Raw genomic sequence first — 17,194 nt, 5'->3', positions numbered from 1 at the left:
CACTTCGACTTCAATACCTCATAATTCAGGAAGTTTCACTTACTTTACGCTGCTATCATGGGTCAATTCACTTTCATGATGGGGTTTCCAATGTCTTCTGCCTCCGATCCACAAATCAACATCGACCACGCCACCTATGCCGATGAGTCCTCGACCGTTGCTAGGTTAATCGAAGAGGCCGGCCTTAGTGCAGAGGACCGTGCCCGCATTTGCTCCAGTGCTGCTGGCCTTGTGCGCGACATTCGCAATCAGACCAACCCCGGCATGATGGAGGTCTTTCTGGCGGAATATGGCCTTTCGACGGATGAAGGCATCGCCCTGATGTGTCTGGCAGAGGCCCTGTTGCGGGTACCGGATGCGGATACCATTGATGCCTTGATCGAAGACAAAATTGCGCCCTCTGATTGGGGCAAGCATATGGGGCATTCAACATCATCATTGGTGAACGCCTCAACTTGGGCGCTGATGTTGACCGGCAAGGTCCTAAAAGAAGATCAACCCGGCCCTGTCGGACATTTGCGCAGTGCCATCAAACGTTTGGGCGAGCCGGTGATCCGCACCGCAGTTGGCCGTGCGATGAAAGAAATGGGGCGCCAGTTCGTTTTGGGTGAAACCATCACTTCGGCCATGGACCGCGCCGAAGGGATGGAGAAAAAGGGCTACACCTATTCCTATGATATGCTGGGGGAAGCCGCCCGCACTGATACTGACGCAACCCGCTATCACCTTGCCTATTCCCGCGCGATCACCGCAATTGCGCAGGCCTGTACCAATGATGACATCCGCGCCAACCCGGGTATCTCGGTCAAGCTGTCGGCCCTGCATCCACGGTATGAAGTTGCCCAACGTGATCAGGTGATGAATGTGCTGATGCCACGTCTGCGCAGCCTCGCCTTGTTGGCAAAGTCAGCTGGCATGGGTTTGAACATCGACGCCGAAGAGGCAGACCGCCTGTCCTTGTCGCTTGAAGTAATCGAAGCCACCCTGTCCGAGCCTGCGCTCGCTGGTTGGGACGGCTTTGGTGTTGTCGTTCAGGCCTACGGGCAACGCGCGGGGCTTGCGCTCGATTTCCTTTATGATTTGGCAGATCGCCTGGATCGCAAAATCATGGTGCGTCTGGTCAAGGGCGCTTACTGGGATACCGAAGTGAAGCGCGCACAGGTCGAAGGCATTGATGGCTTTCCGGTCTTCACCTCGAAGGCGGCAACCGACATTTCCTATATCGCCAATGCGCGCAAATTGCTGGATATGACTGATCGGATCTATCCACAGTTTGCGACGCATAACGCCCACACTGTGGCTGCGATTCTGGACATGGCAATAGATAAATCCACCTTTGAATTCCAACGCTTGCACGGCATGGGCGAGGCATTGCACGGCCTCGTTCTGGATGGGCACGGCACGCGCTGTCGTATCTATGCTCCGGTCGGAGCACACCGCGATCTGCTCGCCTATCTGGTTCGCCGCCTGCTAGAAAACGGTGCGAACTCCAGCTTTGTAAACCAGATCGTAGACGAAGATGTTCCAGCCGAGGAGGTGGCACGTGATCCGTTTGAAACCTATAAGGATCACGCCGTAAAGCTGCCAACCGGACCCGAGCTTTACCAACCTGAGCGGATCAACTCGATAGGATTTGATCTGGCCCACCTGCCAACGCTTGACGGGATCGAAGCAGCGCGCGCACCGTTTAAATCGCACAAATGGACGTCGGAACCACTGTTGGCACGCGCGGCAAATCCGAATGCGCCCGAAGCGGTGGAAAACCCCGCAGATTCGGGCGACTCGCCCGGTACAGTCGCCAGTGCTTCGGAGGAGGATATTGAGACCGCATTGACCTATGCTGCTCCGTGGAATGCGCCTGCTGAAGAACGCAAAGCCATCCTAAACAAAGTGGCCGATCTTTATGAGGAAAACTTCGGGCAACTGTTCGCTCTTTTGGCGCGTGAGGCTGGAAAATCCATGCCCGATGCCGTGGCTGAACTGCGCGAAGCGGTTGATTTTCTGCGCTACTACGGCGCCAATATCCCCGATGCCGCACCTGTTGGCACCTTTACCTGCATCAGCCCCTGGAACTTCCCATTGGCTATTTTTACCGGCCAGATCAGCGCGGCCCTGGCAGCCGGCAATGCCGTTTTGTCAAAACCAGCGGAACAAACACCGCTGATTTCACATTTTGCCATTTCCTTGATGCATCAGGCGGGTGTTCCAAAAGCAGCACTGCAATTGCTCCCCGGTGCGGGATCAGTTGGTGCGGCTCTCACCTCCGATCCGCGCGTGGACGGCGTGGCCTTTACTGGCTCGACGGCTACGGCGATGAAAATCCGCGCAGCCATGGCCGAGAACTTAGCTCCCGGCGCGCCGCTCATCGCTGAAACCGGTGGCCTTAACGCAATGATCGTTGATTCCACCGCCCTGCCCGAACAGGCGGTACAGGCCATCGTTGAATCGGCCTTCCAATCTGCCGGTCAGCGCTGTTCAGCACTGCGTTGCCTCTATGTACAAGAGGACATTGCCAAGCCGTTCATCCAAATGCTGACCGGTGCGATGGACGCTCTGAGTGTAGGACAACCTTGGCAGCTTTCAACCGATTGCGGTCCGGTGATTGACGAATTGGCTTGGTCAGGCATTGCGGTCCATATTCAAACCGCACGCAGCGAAGGCCGACTGATGCATGAGATAGCCACGCCCAATAGTGGCCGGTTCATTGCGCCTACTCTGATCCGGGTGAATGGCATCGGCGATATGAAGCGCGAGATCTTTGGCCCTGTGTTGCATGTTGCGACCTTTAAATCTCAAGAACTGGACAAAATCATTGGTGATATCAACGCGACCGGTTACGGCCTAACTTTTGGCTTGATGACCCGGATCGACGACCGGGTTCAGCACGTGACCGAAGCTGTTGGCGCGGGCAACATCTACGTAAACCGCAACCAGATCGGCGCGATTGTCGGCTCGCAACCCTTTGGTGGTGAGGGACTTTCCGGAACGGGGCCAAAGGCAGGCGGTCCAAACTATCTAACGCGCTACACCGCACGCCCAGCCACGCAATCGGAAGACCCGTGGACACAAACCATGGCCACAGATTCCCTTGGTAAATTGGTTGCGCAGGCCAATGCGCAACAGGCTCCTGCCCGCAACGATCGATTGCTGCCCGGCCCAACAGGTGAATCAAACCGCCTAACCACCCATGCCCGCCCCGCCCTGATTTGTGCGGGTCCGGGGACTGAGTTATCGAAGGCGCAAGCGAAAGCGGTTTCTGATCTGGGGGGCGTACCTGTTGTAACCGACGGCCAGATTGAGGCCGAAGCGTTGACGACGCTGTCTGATATCTCCGGCGTTCTATGGTGGGGCGACGTAGACACTGGCCGCAGCTATGCCCAAGCATTGTCTCGCCGCGAGGGTCCGATTCTACCGGTGATCACCGGTAAACCGGATCTTGGACATGCCCGGCATGAACGCCATGTTTGTGTCGATACCACCGCCGCGGGCGGCAACGCCGCGCTTCTGGGCGGTATGTCTTGACCTTAATCAGACATGGGGCCAACGTGGCCCCATGTTTCCTTTGCGCGATCACAATCCATCAGGTCGAACCCCCTATGTTACCTATGCGTTGATTGCGCTAAATATTCTGATCTTCATCAGCTATTGGCCCTTGTTCAACGACCCGCGTGCGCTCAATCAGTTCTTTTTCGACTGGGCAATGATTCCGGCCTTCGTGCAGCAAGGCGGCGACTACCATACCTTCATCAGTTCAATGTTCCTGCATGGTGGCTGGATGCACTTAGGTGGTAACATGCTGTTTTTGTGGATCTTCGGCGATAATCTCGAAGATAAAATGGGACACATTCCTTATCTTCTGTTTTATCTAGCCTGCGGCGTCGGGGCTGGCTTTGCGCATTACCTCTCAGCCCCTATGTCTCCAGTTCCCACGGTTGGGGCGTCAGGCGCCATTGCCGGTGTGATGGGCGGGTATCTCTTGCTCTTTCCCAAGGCACGGGTCGATGTTCTGGTCATTCTGATCGTATTTTTCCGCATTCTCAGCATCCCCGCCTGGGGAGTATTAGCCGTTTGGTTCGCGATGCAAATCTTCGGCAGCTTTAACTCTGACCCTACAGGCGGCGGCGTGGCCTACTGGGCGCATTCTGGCGGGTTCGTAATCGGCGCGATCTTGTGTTTGCCCTTCTTTCTCCGACTGGGCGGCCCAAAGTTCTGGCAAACAACACATGGGCACCCACCACATCCCGAAGCCACCTACAAGCTAAGCCGCACGCGTGTCCCCACGGTCAAACGCCCGACAAGGAGAGGTCCATGGAACACCCGGTAAAATTTGCCCACTCAATGAGTAAATACTCAAGACACTTAAAACAAATAATATCATATCTCTACAAAGAGAGCTTCATGTTCCTAGATACTAAAAAAATTTCTCAAAAATCACTCACCTTCATCGCTGCTCTCACAGTGCAGATTGGCTGTATGTCCATTTCCGCACCCGCATCCGCACAACAGGCAGAGCAGCAACGAGGCATTCCATTCCTGACCGTGCGAAACGAAACGAGTGCAAATGATCGGGACCCATATTTCGGCAAAGAACGCGGTCCGCTCAAGGCCGGATGGTGCGATATTGGTGAGCGTTGGCTCGGGCTTCCCGAAACAGTCACGGAAGCTGCCCCATTTCATATCCCCGAGGAGATCTTGCGGGTTGATGATGTCCGCAGCGGAACACCAGATTCGGTCATGGAAACTCTACAAGAAACTTCGCCCGACAACGCTCCCCTGCTCTATACGCATGGCTTCTATATTGATTTTGAAAAGGGCTGTCGCCGCGCCACTATCATGCAAGAAAACGCCAAACTACAGGGACGTTTCCTTTGGTTCAGTTGGCCGTCCGACGGGGACCTATTGAATTACACACATGACGAATCCGATCTTTATTGGAGCGTGCCGGACTTGGCGGATGCCATATTCGAAATGGAAGAAACATTCGGCCCTCAAGGTGTAAATCTGGCAGGGCACAGCCTCGGCGGGCGTGGTATGGCTCTGGCACTTAATGAGGTCGCACTACGAAAACCAGACATTCGATTAGGCGAATTGGTGTTGCTCGCACCGGATATGGATTTTGAGATTTTCGCGCGACTTCTGCCCCGCATCCGCCCCATCGTCAGCGATATCACTGTCTATGTGGCCAAAGCGGATCGCCCCCTCGCTCTGTCGGCCACGGTACACGGTTATGCACGGCTGGGTGAGACGGGCAATGATGTTGCCAGTTTGGAAGGTGTCGAGGTGATTGACCTGAGTGAATTGCCTGTCCGCAGCCCCACAGGGCATCTCTATCATGTTTACAATCAAGAGGTTGGGGACGATTTGAACCAACTTCTAAATGAAGGTAAACGCCCGCACGAACGCAGTAACATGCTCTACGTTGGCGACAATCTCTGGTCACTGCTGCCGACAGAGTAACGCTTAGGCTTTGCGGATCACGCCAGCAAATTTATCAAAAATAGGCTCGTTGGCGCAGATTACTTCGCCGTCGGCCAGAATGTCGCCGGTTGGGTCCATTGGCTGAACAAAACCACCTGCTTCGCGGACGATGATAATGCCTGCAGCCAAATCCCAAGGTTTCAGGCGGCGCTCCCAAAATCCGTCGTACCGGCCTGCGGCCACATAAGCCATGTCGAGCGCGGCAGAACCCCAACGACGCACCCCAGCGCAAGCCGGCATCAAACGTGCCAGATCCTGCAGTGTTTCTGGCAAATCACTGCGCCCGCCGTAGGGCAAACCAGTGGCAAAGATTGATTCAATCATCTTATTGCGGCCCGAAACCCGAAGACGGGTTTCGTTCATAAAAGCGCCTTCGCCTTTTTCGGCCAAATACATCTCGTCCTTGGCAGCATCAAACACAACGCCAGCCACAACCTGACCTTTGTGCTCCAACGCAATCGAAACCGCCCAATGTGGAAGCCCATGCAAAAAGTTTGTCGTGCCATCCAGCGGATCAACGATCCAGCGACGGGTCGGATCTTGTCCGGCCTCTTCACCACCCTCTTCGGCCAACCATCCATAGGTAGGGCGGGCGCCCATCAATTCCTCTTTCAGGATTGCTTCGGCCGCCAGATCTGCGCGGCTGACAAAATCGCCCGGACCTTTCATCGAGGTTTGCAGATTTTCCACTTCGCGGAAGTCCTTGATCAATGATCGGCCCGCTTTGCGCGCGGCTTTGATCATGATGTTCAGATTAGCACTGCCAACCATGGCTGAGGCTCCTGTTTCGGGGTTCAAGCCGCGCGTATAGCGCCCGACTTCTAACCTTACAAGGCCTTGCGCACAGCAAACTCGGCACACCACTCCAATAACCACTCGCGAAACACCCTTGCCGCAGGTCTGAGCGCCGCGCGAGACGGGTAAATCAGGTGATAGGCCTCCCGCCCCTCGACTGGTTCCATATCGAGACAGGGCACCAATCCGGCTTCTTTCATCGACCAATCTGTTGCTGGCGCACGCATGAGAGCGACCCCTACTCCTTGAGCCGCTAAGACTATGCCCACATTGGTACTATCCACATAGCAATATCGTGCGGAGGTCGGCACGATATCCAGGTGGTCAAACACGCTCGCCCACCCAGCACGATGCGTTGCGACATCGATAAGCTTGTGATTCAGCAGATCCGATGGGTGCTTTATCTTTGCAGCAATTTCAGGCGTAGCGACCGGATAGAGCTTCTCCCCTAGTAAGAAATCTCCTTCAGCGCCATGCGCTTGTGGCGCACCGAAGACGATCTGCATATCTGCATAGCTTTGCATGACCTCGGAGCTATGAATCCCGGTACTTAAGTGCAGTTGCACCTCGGGGTGTTGATTCAAAAATTCCTGATAGCCAGGCCCCAACACCCCTTGGGCGAATATATATATTACACTTAGAAAGAGTTGCTGATCCGGCTTGGTTCCAAAAAGTCCTTCTGTTGCGCTTTCCAATGTCAGCAACGCCTGCTGGACTGAGGGTAGATATGCGCGCCCTGCATCTGTGAGGGTCACCGCATGCGCGTGGCGTTCAAACAGCTGCTGGCCCAAGCGATCTTCCAACGCACGCACCTGCTGGCTGACTGCCGCAGAAGACATGTTGAGCTGCGTTGCCGCACGGGCAAAGCTTTCATATCGCGCAGCGGCTTCAAACACGCGCAGCCAATTCAATGAGGGGATCGCAACAGTCATGCGAGGCAGGGTAAGCAAAACTTACCCTGGGCGTCCAGACCTATTGCTGTGCAAATTCATGCCTTCCTTTTAATCCGGTTTGAACATTTAGACTGCGGAGACCGCCACGATGGCCGACACCAACACTCGCCCACCCCGCCGCAAAATCTGGAACTACACGCCAGAACTGCCGCTCAAAACCTCTCCATACTGGGATTGGCCCCTGAAACCGCTCGCCTCGGCCAAGTATCTGCTGAAAAGCTGGAATCCTGTGGCGCAGCGTTTCTTCATTCTGATCATGGCGTTCGTTGTTGTCACATGGTTCAGTCCAGATCTGGAGCGCACAAAAACGCTGAGCTTTGACTGGATCTTTGAAATTTGGCTGCGCGATCTGGTGATCTTGCTGGTCATCGCAGGCGGCCTGCACCTTGCATTGTGGAAGTTTCGCACCCAGCAAGATGAATATCGCTACGACATGCGCCCAATGGCCAAAGGGGCCAAGGTTTTCTATTTCAAAAATCAGGTCTGGGACAACATGTTCTGGACGCTTGGCCCAGCGCTCTTGTTCGCGACCCTTTGGGAATCACTGATGTGGTATGCCTATGCCAATGGCTGGGCCACGATGATCACCTTTGACAGCAACCCGGTCTGGTTTATCACGTTGATCGTTTTGATCCCAATCTGGGCAGGCTTGCATTTCTATTTCCTGCACCGCCTGCTGCACGTTGGTAAACTCTATACCTGGGTGCACGCCTGGCATCACAAAAACATCAATACAGGCCCTTGGTCTGGTCTGGCGATGCACCCTATCGAAAGCTTCTTTCTGTTCTTTGACACGATGATCTTCTTCCTGCTGGCCGCCAACCCCGTGCACGTGCTGTTCCTGATCTTCCACCACGTGATCGGCGCGCCGACTTCACATGCCGGATTTGAAAACATCAAATTAGGTAAGACAGCCAAGCTCGAGATCGGAGATTTCTATCACCAACTCCATCACAAGTTTTTTGACTGCAACTACGGCACCTACGAAACACCTTGGGACGAGTGGTTCAATACCTTCCACGACGGCACCGACGAAGGCAACGAACTGGTCAAAGAACGGCGGCGCAAAATCTGGTCGACACAGTAAGCACTTCACAATTTCGCAGGCGGGTCTAAGCTACCCGCCTGTGTCCGTTTCAAAGCGTATGAGGAACATCATGCTCGACACACTTGAACTAGAGAGCGGCAAACTGAGCCAAGGCCTGAAAGATCAATATTGGAGCGACGGCTATCTGTTTCCCCTGCCCGCGATATCCCGCGAACATGCGTTGCAGGCGCGTGCGGAATTCGAGGCGATTGAACGCGACTGGCTGGATGCCGATCTGCCGCTGGCGTTGAACAATTACAAACGCGTGAATGCCCATGTCGTCATGCCCTTCGCTGCCGAGATCGCCAGCAACCCGGCGGTGCTGGACGTGATCGAGGGCATCATAGGCCCCGATATCATGATCTATTCGGTCGAGTTCTTCGCCAAGGAACCGCACACCGACCACATTGTGTCGATGCATCAGGATCTGACTTATTGGGGCATGGGGGCCATAGACGGGCTGGTCACAGCCTGGATCCCGCTTTCTGCAGCCACGCCAGAGTCGGGCTGCATGGACTTCGTGCGTGGCAGCCACAAGAACCCGATCCTGCCCCACGCAGATACCTTTGATGACAACAACCTGCTCAGCCGCGGGCAAGAGGTGAAGGTTGAGGTCGATCCCGCCGACAAAGTCTCGATTGAGATCCACCCTGGTCAGATGAGCCTGCATCACGGGCTGACCATTCACGGATCAGGCCCGAATATCTCAGACGACCGTCGGATTGCCTGTGTTGTGCGCTATCTGCGCCCCGATATGGCGCAGGAACTGGCCGAGGAAGATTTCGCTATGCTGGTGCGCGGGGAAGACCGTTATGGCAACTTCACCCATATCGAGGCCCCAAAGAAAAATTTTGCGCCAGAGGCTGTGGCGCTCTACGATCACATACGCCAGGTACAAGCCAAAGTTTACATGAACAACGCAACCCAGAAATCGGATATCTACGCATGATGGACAAGGTTAACTTTACCCAGATGAAAGACGGCACCAAGGAAGAGTATGAATTCCTGATGTCGCATGAAATCGATCACACCAAGCACACAGCGCAAAGGTTGCTGAAGGCCTTGGTGGATCTGGACGAAAGCCTGTCAGGTTATCAGATCACCCGCTTGGGTCATTCGGTGCAGTCCGCCACCCGCGCCTATCGCGATGGTGCGGATATCGACTGGATTGTTTCGGCCCTGCTGCACGACATCGGCGACATCTATGCGCCGTATAACCACGACGAATACGCTGCCACTATCCTGCGCCCCTTTGTGCGCGAACAATGTGCATGGGTGGTGCAAACGCATGGTGATTTCCAGATGCTGTACTATGGTCATCATCTTGAGGGCTTTGATAAAAACAAGCGTGATCGCCATCAAGGTCACGCCTATTTTGACGACAACGCCACCTTCTGCGAACGCTGGGATCAGGCCAGCTTTGACCCTGAATACGAAGACTTGCCTTTGGAATTCTTCGCGCCGATGGTCGAAGAGATCTTCGCCCGCACGCCCTATGACCCGGCGGTCATTCGTTCTGGGGAACGCGTGCCCCTGACAGATGACGCCGTCGCCGCCGAGCGCGCAGTATAAAACACAAAACCCCGGCCATCGCGCCGGGGTTTTTTCATTAAGTTGCTAATTTAGTGTCGATCATCCAACACTTTGACCTCATACGCCTTCCATTCATGAACGCCGAGTTGAGACAAAACATCTAAGAAGGGTTGAGTGCAGAGAACTTTGCGGGTCAACCGGTCTCGCCAGATCAGATTGCCCGCGATGCTACTTGCTTTTATAGTTGGTGGATGTTTGCCCAAAGAATAGGAACCTTGGTATTTTTCTTGCACCGTTTCACGATAGAACATTTCCGTCACATTTGGGCTAAAGCTTTCAATCGTGGGCAACAGTGTCGCGAAATAAAACGGACCGTTCCAAGGCTGGCAGTTGTGATTGATATCCCAGACCTTTTTATGTGGCCAGAAATCAAACAGGCCCGGTTCCAGTGCTGTCATGACATCAACGAATGCCTGATCGACAATAACCTCCTCTTTTACGGCAGTGGTGTAATCGCCAATGACATGCGTATTATTGAATGACTCTTTGGCGTTAACCACCTGCACCCAGAGTTGGGACATTTTCCCCTTGCTATCTTCTGAAACTTTTCCTGAAGCAAACCAAGTGTTGTCGCCATGCTCGTAGTAGGTATCCTCGCTTGGCTGCCAATGTCCGTCTTGAGAAGAATAAAACGGTCCATCCCGTTCCAATGACCAATTTACGCCACTAGCAGTTTTACAACCGAAATCGCGGTCTAACAGATAACATTTCATCGTAAGTTCCTAAACCTGCCCCGGCAACCACAGCACAATCATTGGAAAGGCCACCAGCAGAGCAATAGTAATGGCGTCTGCAATGAAAAACGGCGTGACGCCCTTGAACACATCCTGCACAGACAGGTCATCACGCACGCCTGCAACGACAAAGCAGTTGAGGCCGATGGGCGGGGTGATCAGGCAGAACTCGGCCATTTTCACCACCAGAATCCCGAACCAGATGGCACACATCGGGCCGGACATGCCAAAGGTGCTGTCGGCCGCCGAAACCGCCTCTCCCCCGTTCAGCGCCATCACCGCGGGATAGACCACCGGCAGGGTTAGCAGCAGCATGCCAATGGCATCCATGAACATGCCCAGCACCGCATAGGCCAGCAGGATGCAAACCAAGATCAACATTGGCGACAGTGTGAGCGAGGTGATCCAATCGGAAAACGCGCTTGGCAATTCGGCAAAGCCCAGAAACCGCACATAAATCAAAACGCCCCAGATGATGGTAAAGATCATCACGCTCAGCTTTGCGGTTTCCAGCAGGGCATCTTTCAGCTCGGCCCAGCGCATCCCGCGATAAAGAGCCATCAGGAAGACGACAAAAGCCCCGATGGCTCCGCCCTCGGTTGGTGTGCCCCAGGCGTCGCCGCCAAACGGATTGTAGACAAAGAAGATGATCGTCACGACGACAAAGACGATGGGCAACGCCGGTGGCAAAGCGGTAAACCGCTCTTTCCAAGTAAAACCTGTCACCGGCGGGCCAAACCCCTTGATCGTCACCGCCATGCCGATAATCAACAGGCCGTAAACCACCGCCGAAAACGCCCCAGGGATAAACCCGGCCAGCAGCAGTTTGCCCACGTCCTGCTCCACGATAATGGCGTAGATCACCAAGATGGCCGAGGGTGGAATCAAAGACGCCAAGGTGCCCCCAGCGGCAACAACCCCGGCGGCGAAGCGTTTATCATAGCCAATGGCAAGCATTTCCGGGATGGCGATGCGGGCGAACACGGCAGAGGTCGCCACAGACGCGCCCGACACCGCAGCGAAGCCAGCAGTCGCAAACACAGTTGACACCGCCAACCCGCCCGGCACCCAAGCCAGCCAGCGCTTGGCGGCCTCAAACAGGGCCTTGGTCAGCCCGGCGTAATAGGCGAGATAGCCGATCAGGATAAAAGTTGGGATCAGGCTAAGTGCCTGACTGGAGATCTTGGAATGCGGCACTTGCCCTGCGGTTTTCACCGCGACGGTCAGGGCTTTGCCAAAGCGATCAGGTTCATAGCCAAATTTGGCCCAGAAAATCCAGATCAGCCCCACCATGCCCGCCAAAGCAGCGGCAAAGGCCACGCGCATGCCCAACACAACCAGCACAAGCATCGCGCCCGAGACGATCAGACCAATATCAATCGGCTCCATTACTGCGCCTCCGCATCATCATGGCCGGAGACATGCTCGGCCTCCATGGCGGCCTGTGTCGCAGCATCAACGACCAAGGGAACCGCGACAGGCATCGGATCATTGCGTAAAAAGGCGCGGACATAGGCGATAACCTGGATGACAAGACGCAAGCACAGCACCGAAAACGCAACCGGCACCAATAGTTTTGCTGGCCAGAGCGGCAAAGCAATATCCATGGAACTGTCCCGACTCCACAGTGGTGCGCCAAAATCAAAGCTGCGCTGAAAATGCGACCAACTACCCCAGACCAGAAGCAGCATCAAAGCGAGAATGGCCAGTGTCGTGATCAGTTCTACCAGATACAGCGCCCGGCCCCGTAGCGCGCCGACAAGCATGTCCATACGGATGTGTCCGCCATCTCGCTGCGCATAGGCAATGCCCATAAAGGCAATCAACGGCATCGCTTGTTCAATCCAATCGACATAACCCGGCAAGGGCTGCCCAAACAAGTTGCGCCCAGAAACAGAAACGACAGCCAGAACCATCAGGGAAAACACGGCCAGACCACTGAGAAGGGCCAATAGGGTCTCCACGCGATAGAGTTTCTGGTCGATCCTGCTCAGACCACTATTATCTGTCAGCACAAGCGCCGAACCTGCCATGACTGGTCTCCAAGGCTGTTTTGAATACAATTATCCCTGCACCAGATGCCTCCAATGCAGGGATGAAGCTGACTTAGTTATTAGCAATCATGCCCGTGACAAGATCATAGAGTTCTTGCGCAGGCAGACCACGCGCAGTGTTATCTTCGATCCAGGCAGCAGCTGCTGGCGCTGCTGCGGCATCTTTGAAGGCGGCAAGCTCTTCATCCGAGAAGGTCACTTGTGCGATCCCCTTCTCTTCCAAAGCGGGGCCCCAAGCGGCCATGGTGTTGCTGTTGTAGTTCTCAACATAATGAGCCAGCGCTTCATCCACCGAGCCCAGCAGCGCGGCGCGTTGATCCTCAGGCAGATCGTTCAGCGCATCGGTGTTCACCACCACCGGACAGTTCACCGTGCCGGGGTTCAGGTTGGTGGTCCACCACGTGCCATTCTCAACCGTGCCAAAGGACATATGCGCATGAGGGGCAAAGGCAACAGCTTTGACCACACCACTGTCCATGGCTTGCCGGACTTCGGTCGCGGACATCGAGGTCGGCACCGCTCCAACGGTTTCCATTGCGTTGCCAATACCGCCGGTTGCGCGCACGCTCAGCCCTTCGAAATCGGCCAGTGACTCAGGCGCCTCGCCTACGCCGACCAGATTGTACTGCGGCAAAGGTGACGGCATCAGCAGCGTCGCGTTCCAACGTGCCAGATCCTCTTGCGCGGCGGGATGCTGATAGACAGCCATCGACAACTCCACCTCTTGCTCAAGCGAGGTCACGCCCAGAAACGGTAGCTCAAGCACCGTAATCGAAGGGTTCTTGTCGCGGTGATATCCGGCACAGAATTGAGCCATCTCGAACGCGCCTATCTCGATCCCGTCCAAGTTTTCCTTGTTTTTCGATAGGCCACCATAGCTGATGTTCAGAGTAAATTCGCCACCTGTCTTTTCGCTAACCAGTTCCGCCAGTTTTTCAACATGCTCGGTAAATGCGCGGCGTTTGCCCCACAGCGAAACATTCCATTCTGTCGCCATCGCCTCGCCCGCAAAAGCCATAGTAAGCGCAGCAACGGCCGTCCGGCCCAAAAGTTTACGCATGATTGTCCTCCCAGATGCATGCTTTTGTTTTGCAAGCATCATTTACCAGCCCGCTTTGGTTGTCCACCGGGAATGGGCTATTGGTTCGGGAAATTGACCACCATGTGGGCAAATCTTACGAGCAGTTAAAAGATACTGGGGGCTACTGCATGTAACTTTTTTGACCTGTCACTGTGTTGTGAGGTATCTAAACTCGATCACTCGTCCCGTGTTATCGGGACACCCACAAACTCTATATTGACCGAGGCAGAGCTTTCAAATGATTCTAGGGTTCTAACGCGTAGTAGATAGGCACCTTGCCTTACATTTAATGTTACTTTCGAGTTTAGCGATTCGACGCTGTTTGGGTCATCGTCATTTTCCGCCACCAGCAAATGTGTGGCATCAAAAACCTGCATAAATGGATCCCCATCTTGTGATATGAGCTTTATCGTCACTGTGGTATCTTGCGGCACATCACTGACAATTTTTATCCATTTCCCATCGGGGGATATCAATGTAGGTTTCTCGATTGGCAAAGTTACCAAAGCGTCTAATTTTATTTCTTCCAGTTCAGAGATTTCTATCGCACTAGGCCGTGTGCAAGCCTCTCGCGTTTCACCGAAAAGGTCAATAAACAAGGTCTCCCGCTGAACAGTGTTCGTAAACTGTTCGATAGGCGGGAACAAGGGCTCGAAACGAGCACATAGATTTAGACTCGCACCCTCCAAAAGTTGAGTCATTATGTCCACCCAATTGTAGTAGGCATGTTCCTGTGCAGGATCGATCTCCAGCGCCGCACTATACTTAGCTATAGCCTCCTCATAACGCCCAAGAGCGCTGAGTGCGTTGCCCCAATTGTTGTAGGCATAGTCAAATTCGGGATCGATCTCCAACGCCGCACTATACTTTGCTATAGCCTCCTCGTAACGCCCAAGAGCGCTGAGTGCGCGGCCCCAATTAACATGCGAAAAGACGTATTCGGGGTCAATTTCCAACGCCTCACTAAACTTTTCTATAGCCTCCTCGTAACGCCCAAGATCGCTGAGTGCGTTGCCCCAACCATTGTAGGCACTGGTGTATTCGCGATCAATTTGCAGCGCGGCATCATACTTTTCGATAGCCTCCTCGTAACGCTCCAGATCTCTGAGTACGTTGCCCCAAATGGAATGTGCGTTCGGAAACGGTGGAACACGATCAGCGTTCGCAAGAGTAATAGACTGTGCAATCCAATCCAATCCTGCTTCCAGATTGCCCTCCCTGTATTCATGGTCGGCAAGCAACACTGCAGCCCAAGCCCGCTGTGGATGTTTTTGCCTTATTATCGCGCGTGCTTCGAATATCGACCTAGGGTTATCGGCACCCGGCGGAAATGGGCCTAACCTTCCAACCAACGCCTCTGCACGATCCATCATATTTGCAGGTAATTCATCGGTTTCAACTGCATAGAGAAAGCTGGCCCGCACGTATGGGTCGATTACCTTGAGTAGCGCCAGCGCCGCTTGATCAAAATAAGCACTGATCGCCGCCTCGGTTTCCAATTCACCAAGTTGTCCGACGCGGGTAACTTTCATAGAACCGTTGAGAAATATACGCAACCGAAGTTCCAGATGCTCAATCGTGCAGTCTGCATCACGGCAGACGAACTCACCAGCGATTCTTGGTTGTTCCCGACCGATAAGCCGACGGATAACCTGCGCCAATCCGCTGAGAGACAGTCCTGTTCCGGGTTCGGTTATCTCGAGTTGTCGCGAATCTGCAATTAGAGACGCTCGGTCCTTAGTAGTGCCCGCGTTATCATTGATCCATTGCGTAGAATCCCAAAGGCGATGCGTGGCAACAGTCCCTGAATACCCCATTTCCATCAACGAATTTGGTAAACCTATCTCCTCGACCACGACGGTGTCTCGCATCACCTCACTTATCGTGACCGTCAACACAGCCAACACCGAGCTAATGAGTACAGTGCGCAAAATAATTGTCCATAACGCCACAGTGACTTCCGAAAGCCGTTTCAAGCTAAATTTCTGTTCTCGCAGCTCTTTTGTGTCAGTTACCAGGCGAACCTCGCCATAGCTAACTTGAATGACCTGATGGTTCGGCATTGAAATACTCTTTTGCTAATTCGCAAATGATACCACTTCAACGCGATTTTGTTAATTACAAAACAAGTTCTCAAGAAATAGCAGAGGGAGACTTGGCCTTGAATCCTTTATTTGGGATAGCGAAGGCCGCCGAAGACAAACCAACTAATTTGGGTAATAACTTCCATCCTGAAATTGCAGAACTTTGCGGCAAGCAAAAAATGTCAAAACGGGCTCAATGCGATACTTTGTTCTAGCTAGTCGCCTCAAAGTGCTGCACTTTCTCTCCTCACTTCATCTCAACAGCCATACGCACCATGTCACAGTAAATTTCTTCGATTTCGGACAGCTTCAAACGTCCTTCGGCGCTATACCAGGTGTTGACTCCGGTCAGCATCGCAATGATCGCCATCGTGGCAATCCTGGGGTCCGGGATTTGGAACAGGCCTTCGGCCATTCCGCGTTGCAAGATAGCTTCAAGTTGCGCTTCATAGTCACGCCGCAAACCCTCAATATTAATGAAATTTTCGGGTTCAAGGTTGCGCAATTCCATATATGAGATGAACACCGCATCAGGGCGCTTCGCGTGAAACCTGATGTGAAATCGGGTGAATTCTTCTAATGCGGCCACGGGATCGTTGATAACCGGCTGCGCTGCTCGCACAGCCAACAATTCATCCATATGGCCCCGCAACAGGTCAAACAGTAGTGACTGCTTGTCTGGCGTATAATTATAAAGCGCCCCGGCCTGCACCCCGACTTCAGCCGCGATTTTGCGCATCGACACGGCCGCATAGCCCTGTTGCGCGAACAGGCGCAGCGCTGCCTCGCGGACCTTGGGGCCGGTGATATCGGAATGTGAACCTTGTGTACGTGCCATGAGCAAGATTTATCTGAACGAACGTTCAAATCAAAGCCCCGCTTGCCCCTCCTGCCAAAATAGTGGCATGACGGAGACAACACACCGGATCAGGACCCGTTTATGACGTTTCACCGCAGCATTTCTGTCATCGGCCTTTTGCTGGCCCTCAGTGCCTGCGACGAATTTCCCGAACTGGACGCTGCAGCCAGCGATCAGGCAAAAAAAGCCCCCTATCCCGAACTGGTCCCCACAGCGCGCATTACCTCTCAAGCGACCGTAAATCAGATCACGCTCGAAACGTCGGAATCAGTGCAAGGTCAAAGCGATGGTCTGCAACAAAGTGCCGGTGGGCTAAACCAGTCACCCTCAGGTGTAAATGAGGCCCTGGAAACTAGGATCGAGAGCCTACAGGAACGCGCAGAACGTCTGAGAGAGCAAGAATAACACCTTTGCGAACAGTTCATGCAAAACCCGCGTTGCACGCACCGCACAGACCCGTTAAATCGCGCGTCAAA

The 17,194-nt window shown here is 54.0% G+C and carries 16 protein-coding genes; 8 read left to right on the top strand and 8 right to left on the bottom strand.

Going from position 1 to position 17,194, the window contains the following annotated elements; translation table 11 throughout:
- Positions 1-90: 90 nt before the first annotated feature.
- The 3 genes from putA to ROA7450_RS01840 all read left to right on the top strand — a co-directional run bounded on the left by putA (position 91) and on the right by ROA7450_RS01840 (position 5,457).
- Entirely contained in the window at positions 91-3,522 is a 3,432-nt protein-coding gene (gene putA / locus ROA7450_RS01850; RefSeq protein WP_085804132.1) for a bifunctional proline dehydrogenase/L-glutamate gamma-semialdehyde dehydrogenase PutA, read from the top strand.
- Positions 3,523-3,553: 31 nt separating this feature from the next.
- A complete protein-coding gene (locus ROA7450_RS01845; RefSeq protein WP_085803951.1) occupies positions 3,554-4,324 on the top strand; it encodes a rhomboid family intramembrane serine protease in 771 nt (256 codons plus the stop codon).
- Between the two features lie 149 nt (positions 4,325-4,473).
- Positions 4,474-5,457 (top strand): alpha/beta hydrolase, encoded by a 984-nt coding sequence (locus ROA7450_RS01840; RefSeq protein ID WP_234999380.1) that lies wholly within the window; start codon positions 4,474-4,476, stop codon positions 5,455-5,457.
- A gap of 3 nt (positions 5,458-5,460) precedes the next feature.
- Here ROA7450_RS01840 and ROA7450_RS01835 read toward each other — a convergent pair whose 3' ends face one another.
- Both ROA7450_RS01835 and ROA7450_RS01830 read right to left on the bottom strand, forming a co-directional pair.
- On the bottom strand, positions 5,461-6,249 hold the full coding sequence (locus tag ROA7450_RS01835; protein ID WP_085803947.1) for an inositol monophosphatase family protein: 789 nt from the start codon (positions 6,247-6,249) through the stop codon (positions 5,461-5,463).
- Between the two features lie 56 nt (positions 6,250-6,305).
- Positions 6,306-7,205, bottom strand: a complete 900-nt coding sequence (locus ROA7450_RS01830) for a LysR substrate-binding domain-containing protein (RefSeq protein ID WP_085803945.1) — start codon at positions 7,203-7,205, stop codon at positions 6,306-6,308.
- Between the two features lie 109 nt (positions 7,206-7,314).
- Here ROA7450_RS01830 and ROA7450_RS01825 point away from each other — a divergent pair, with 109 nt between their 5' ends.
- From ROA7450_RS01825 to ROA7450_RS01815, 3 genes are all read left to right on the top strand, one after another.
- A complete protein-coding gene (locus tag ROA7450_RS01825) occupies positions 7,315-8,313 on the top strand; it encodes a sterol desaturase family protein (RefSeq protein ID WP_085803941.1) in 999 nt (332 codons plus the stop codon).
- Between the two features lie 70 nt (positions 8,314-8,383).
- Positions 8,384-9,262, top strand: a complete 879-nt coding sequence (locus tag ROA7450_RS01820; protein ID WP_085803938.1) for a phytanoyl-CoA dioxygenase family protein — start codon at positions 8,384-8,386, stop codon at positions 9,260-9,262.
- The gene (locus ROA7450_RS01815; protein ID WP_143534332.1) at positions 9,262-9,885 is read left to right on the top strand and encodes an HD domain-containing protein; all 624 of its coding nucleotides are present in this window, start codon (positions 9,262-9,264) and stop codon (positions 9,883-9,885) included. The genes ROA7450_RS01820 and ROA7450_RS01815 overlap by 1 nt, the downstream gene beginning before the upstream one ends.
- A gap of 50 nt (positions 9,886-9,935) precedes the next feature.
- Here ROA7450_RS01815 and ROA7450_RS01810 read toward each other — a convergent pair whose 3' ends face one another.
- The 5 genes from ROA7450_RS01810 to ROA7450_RS01790 form a co-directional block, all read right to left on the bottom strand.
- A complete protein-coding gene (locus ROA7450_RS01810) occupies positions 9,936-10,619 on the bottom strand; it encodes a hypothetical protein (protein ID WP_085803932.1) in 684 nt (227 codons plus the stop codon).
- Between the two features lie 9 nt (positions 10,620-10,628).
- Positions 10,629-12,029 (bottom strand): TRAP transporter large permease, encoded by a 1,401-nt coding sequence (locus tag ROA7450_RS01805; protein ID WP_085803930.1) that lies wholly within the window; start codon positions 12,027-12,029, stop codon positions 10,629-10,631.
- Positions 12,029-12,673 (bottom strand): TRAP transporter small permease subunit, encoded by a 645-nt coding sequence (locus ROA7450_RS01800; RefSeq protein ID WP_085803928.1) that lies wholly within the window; start codon positions 12,671-12,673, stop codon positions 12,029-12,031. Before ROA7450_RS01800 ends, ROA7450_RS01805 begins: the two co-directional genes overlap by 1 nt.
- A gap of 73 nt (positions 12,674-12,746) precedes the next feature.
- A complete protein-coding gene (locus tag ROA7450_RS01795) occupies positions 12,747-13,754 on the bottom strand; it encodes a C4-dicarboxylate TRAP transporter substrate-binding protein (RefSeq protein ID WP_085803925.1) in 1,008 nt (335 codons plus the stop codon).
- Between the two features lie 197 nt (positions 13,755-13,951).
- Positions 13,952-15,838, bottom strand: a complete 1,887-nt coding sequence (locus tag ROA7450_RS01790) for a tetratricopeptide repeat protein (RefSeq protein WP_085803922.1) — start codon at positions 15,836-15,838, stop codon at positions 13,952-13,954.
- Between the two features lie 26 nt (positions 15,839-15,864).
- On the opposite strand from ROA7450_RS01790, the gene ROA7450_RS01785 reads away from it, so the two are divergent.
- On the top strand, positions 15,865-16,074 hold the full coding sequence (locus ROA7450_RS01785; RefSeq protein ID WP_085803919.1) for a hypothetical protein: 210 nt from the start codon (positions 15,865-15,867) through the stop codon (positions 16,072-16,074).
- A gap of 32 nt (positions 16,075-16,106) precedes the next feature.
- Here the strand turns inward: ROA7450_RS01785 and ROA7450_RS01780 are convergent, their stop codons facing one another.
- The gene (locus ROA7450_RS01780; RefSeq protein ID WP_085803916.1) at positions 16,107-16,697 is read right to left on the bottom strand and encodes a TetR/AcrR family transcriptional regulator; all 591 of its coding nucleotides are present in this window, start codon (positions 16,695-16,697) and stop codon (positions 16,107-16,109) included.
- A gap of 102 nt (positions 16,698-16,799) precedes the next feature.
- Between ROA7450_RS01780 and ROA7450_RS01775 the strand changes: the two genes are divergently transcribed.
- Complete coding sequence (locus ROA7450_RS01775; protein WP_085803913.1) at positions 16,800-17,123, top strand: hypothetical protein; 324 nt, start codon at positions 16,800-16,802, stop codon at positions 17,121-17,123.
- Positions 17,124-17,194 lie beyond the last annotated feature (71 nt).

The organism is Roseovarius albus, assembly GCF_900172335.1.
GTDB lineage: Bacteria > Pseudomonadota > Alphaproteobacteria > Rhodobacterales > Rhodobacteraceae > Roseovarius > Roseovarius albus.
Note: the sequence above shows the minus strand (reverse complement) of the source record. Positions and strands in the feature narration are given on the sequence as shown.

Bases quoted from the DNA above. Each gene is read 5' to 3' on its own strand.
- ROA7450_RS01800 (WP_085803928.1), bottom strand. From the start codon at position 12,673: ATGGCAGGTTCGGCGCTTGTGCTGACAGATAATAGTGGTCTGAGCAGG.
- ROA7450_RS01810 (WP_085803932.1), bottom strand. From the start codon at position 10,619: ATGAAATGTTATCTGTTAGACCGCGATTTCGGTTGTAAAACTGCTAGT.
- ROA7450_RS01775 (WP_085803913.1), top strand. From the start codon at position 16,800: ATGACGTTTCACCGCAGCATTTCTGTCATCGGCCTTTTGCTGGCCCTC.
- ROA7450_RS01825 (WP_085803941.1), top strand. From the start codon at position 7,315: ATGGCCGACACCAACACTCGCCCACCCCGCCGCAAAATCTGGAACTAC.
- ROA7450_RS01780 (WP_085803916.1), bottom strand. From the start codon at position 16,697: ATGGCACGTACACAAGGTTCACATTCCGATATCACCGGCCCCAAGGTC.
- ROA7450_RS01840 (WP_234999380.1), top strand. From the start codon at position 4,474: ATGTCCATTTCCGCACCCGCATCCGCACAACAGGCAGAGCAGCAACGA.
- putA (WP_085804132.1), top strand. From the start codon at position 91: ATGTCTTCTGCCTCCGATCCACAAATCAACATCGACCACGCCACCTAT.
- ROA7450_RS01815 (WP_143534332.1), top strand. From the start codon at position 9,262: ATGGACAAGGTTAACTTTACCCAGATGAAAGACGGCACCAAGGAAGAG.
- ROA7450_RS01845 (WP_085803951.1), top strand. From the start codon at position 3,554: ATGTTTCCTTTGCGCGATCACAATCCATCAGGTCGAACCCCCTATGTT.
- ROA7450_RS01830 (WP_085803945.1), bottom strand. From the start codon at position 7,205: ATGACTGTTGCGATCCCCTCATTGAATTGGCTGCGCGTGTTTGAAGCC.
- ROA7450_RS01835 (WP_085803947.1), bottom strand. From the start codon at position 6,249: ATGGTTGGCAGTGCTAATCTGAACATCATGATCAAAGCCGCGCGCAAA.
- ROA7450_RS01795 (WP_085803925.1), bottom strand. From the start codon at position 13,754: ATGCGTAAACTTTTGGGCCGGACGGCCGTTGCTGCGCTTACTATGGCT.
- ROA7450_RS01790 (WP_085803922.1), bottom strand. From the start codon at position 15,838: ATGCCGAACCATCAGGTCATTCAAGTTAGCTATGGCGAGGTTCGCCTG.
- ROA7450_RS01805 (WP_085803930.1), bottom strand. From the start codon at position 12,029: ATGGAGCCGATTGATATTGGTCTGATCGTCTCGGGCGCGATGCTTGTG.
- ROA7450_RS01785 (WP_085803919.1), top strand. From the start codon at position 15,865: ATGATACCACTTCAACGCGATTTTGTTAATTACAAAACAAGTTCTCAA.
- ROA7450_RS01820 (WP_085803938.1), top strand. From the start codon at position 8,384: ATGCTCGACACACTTGAACTAGAGAGCGGCAAACTGAGCCAAGGCCTG.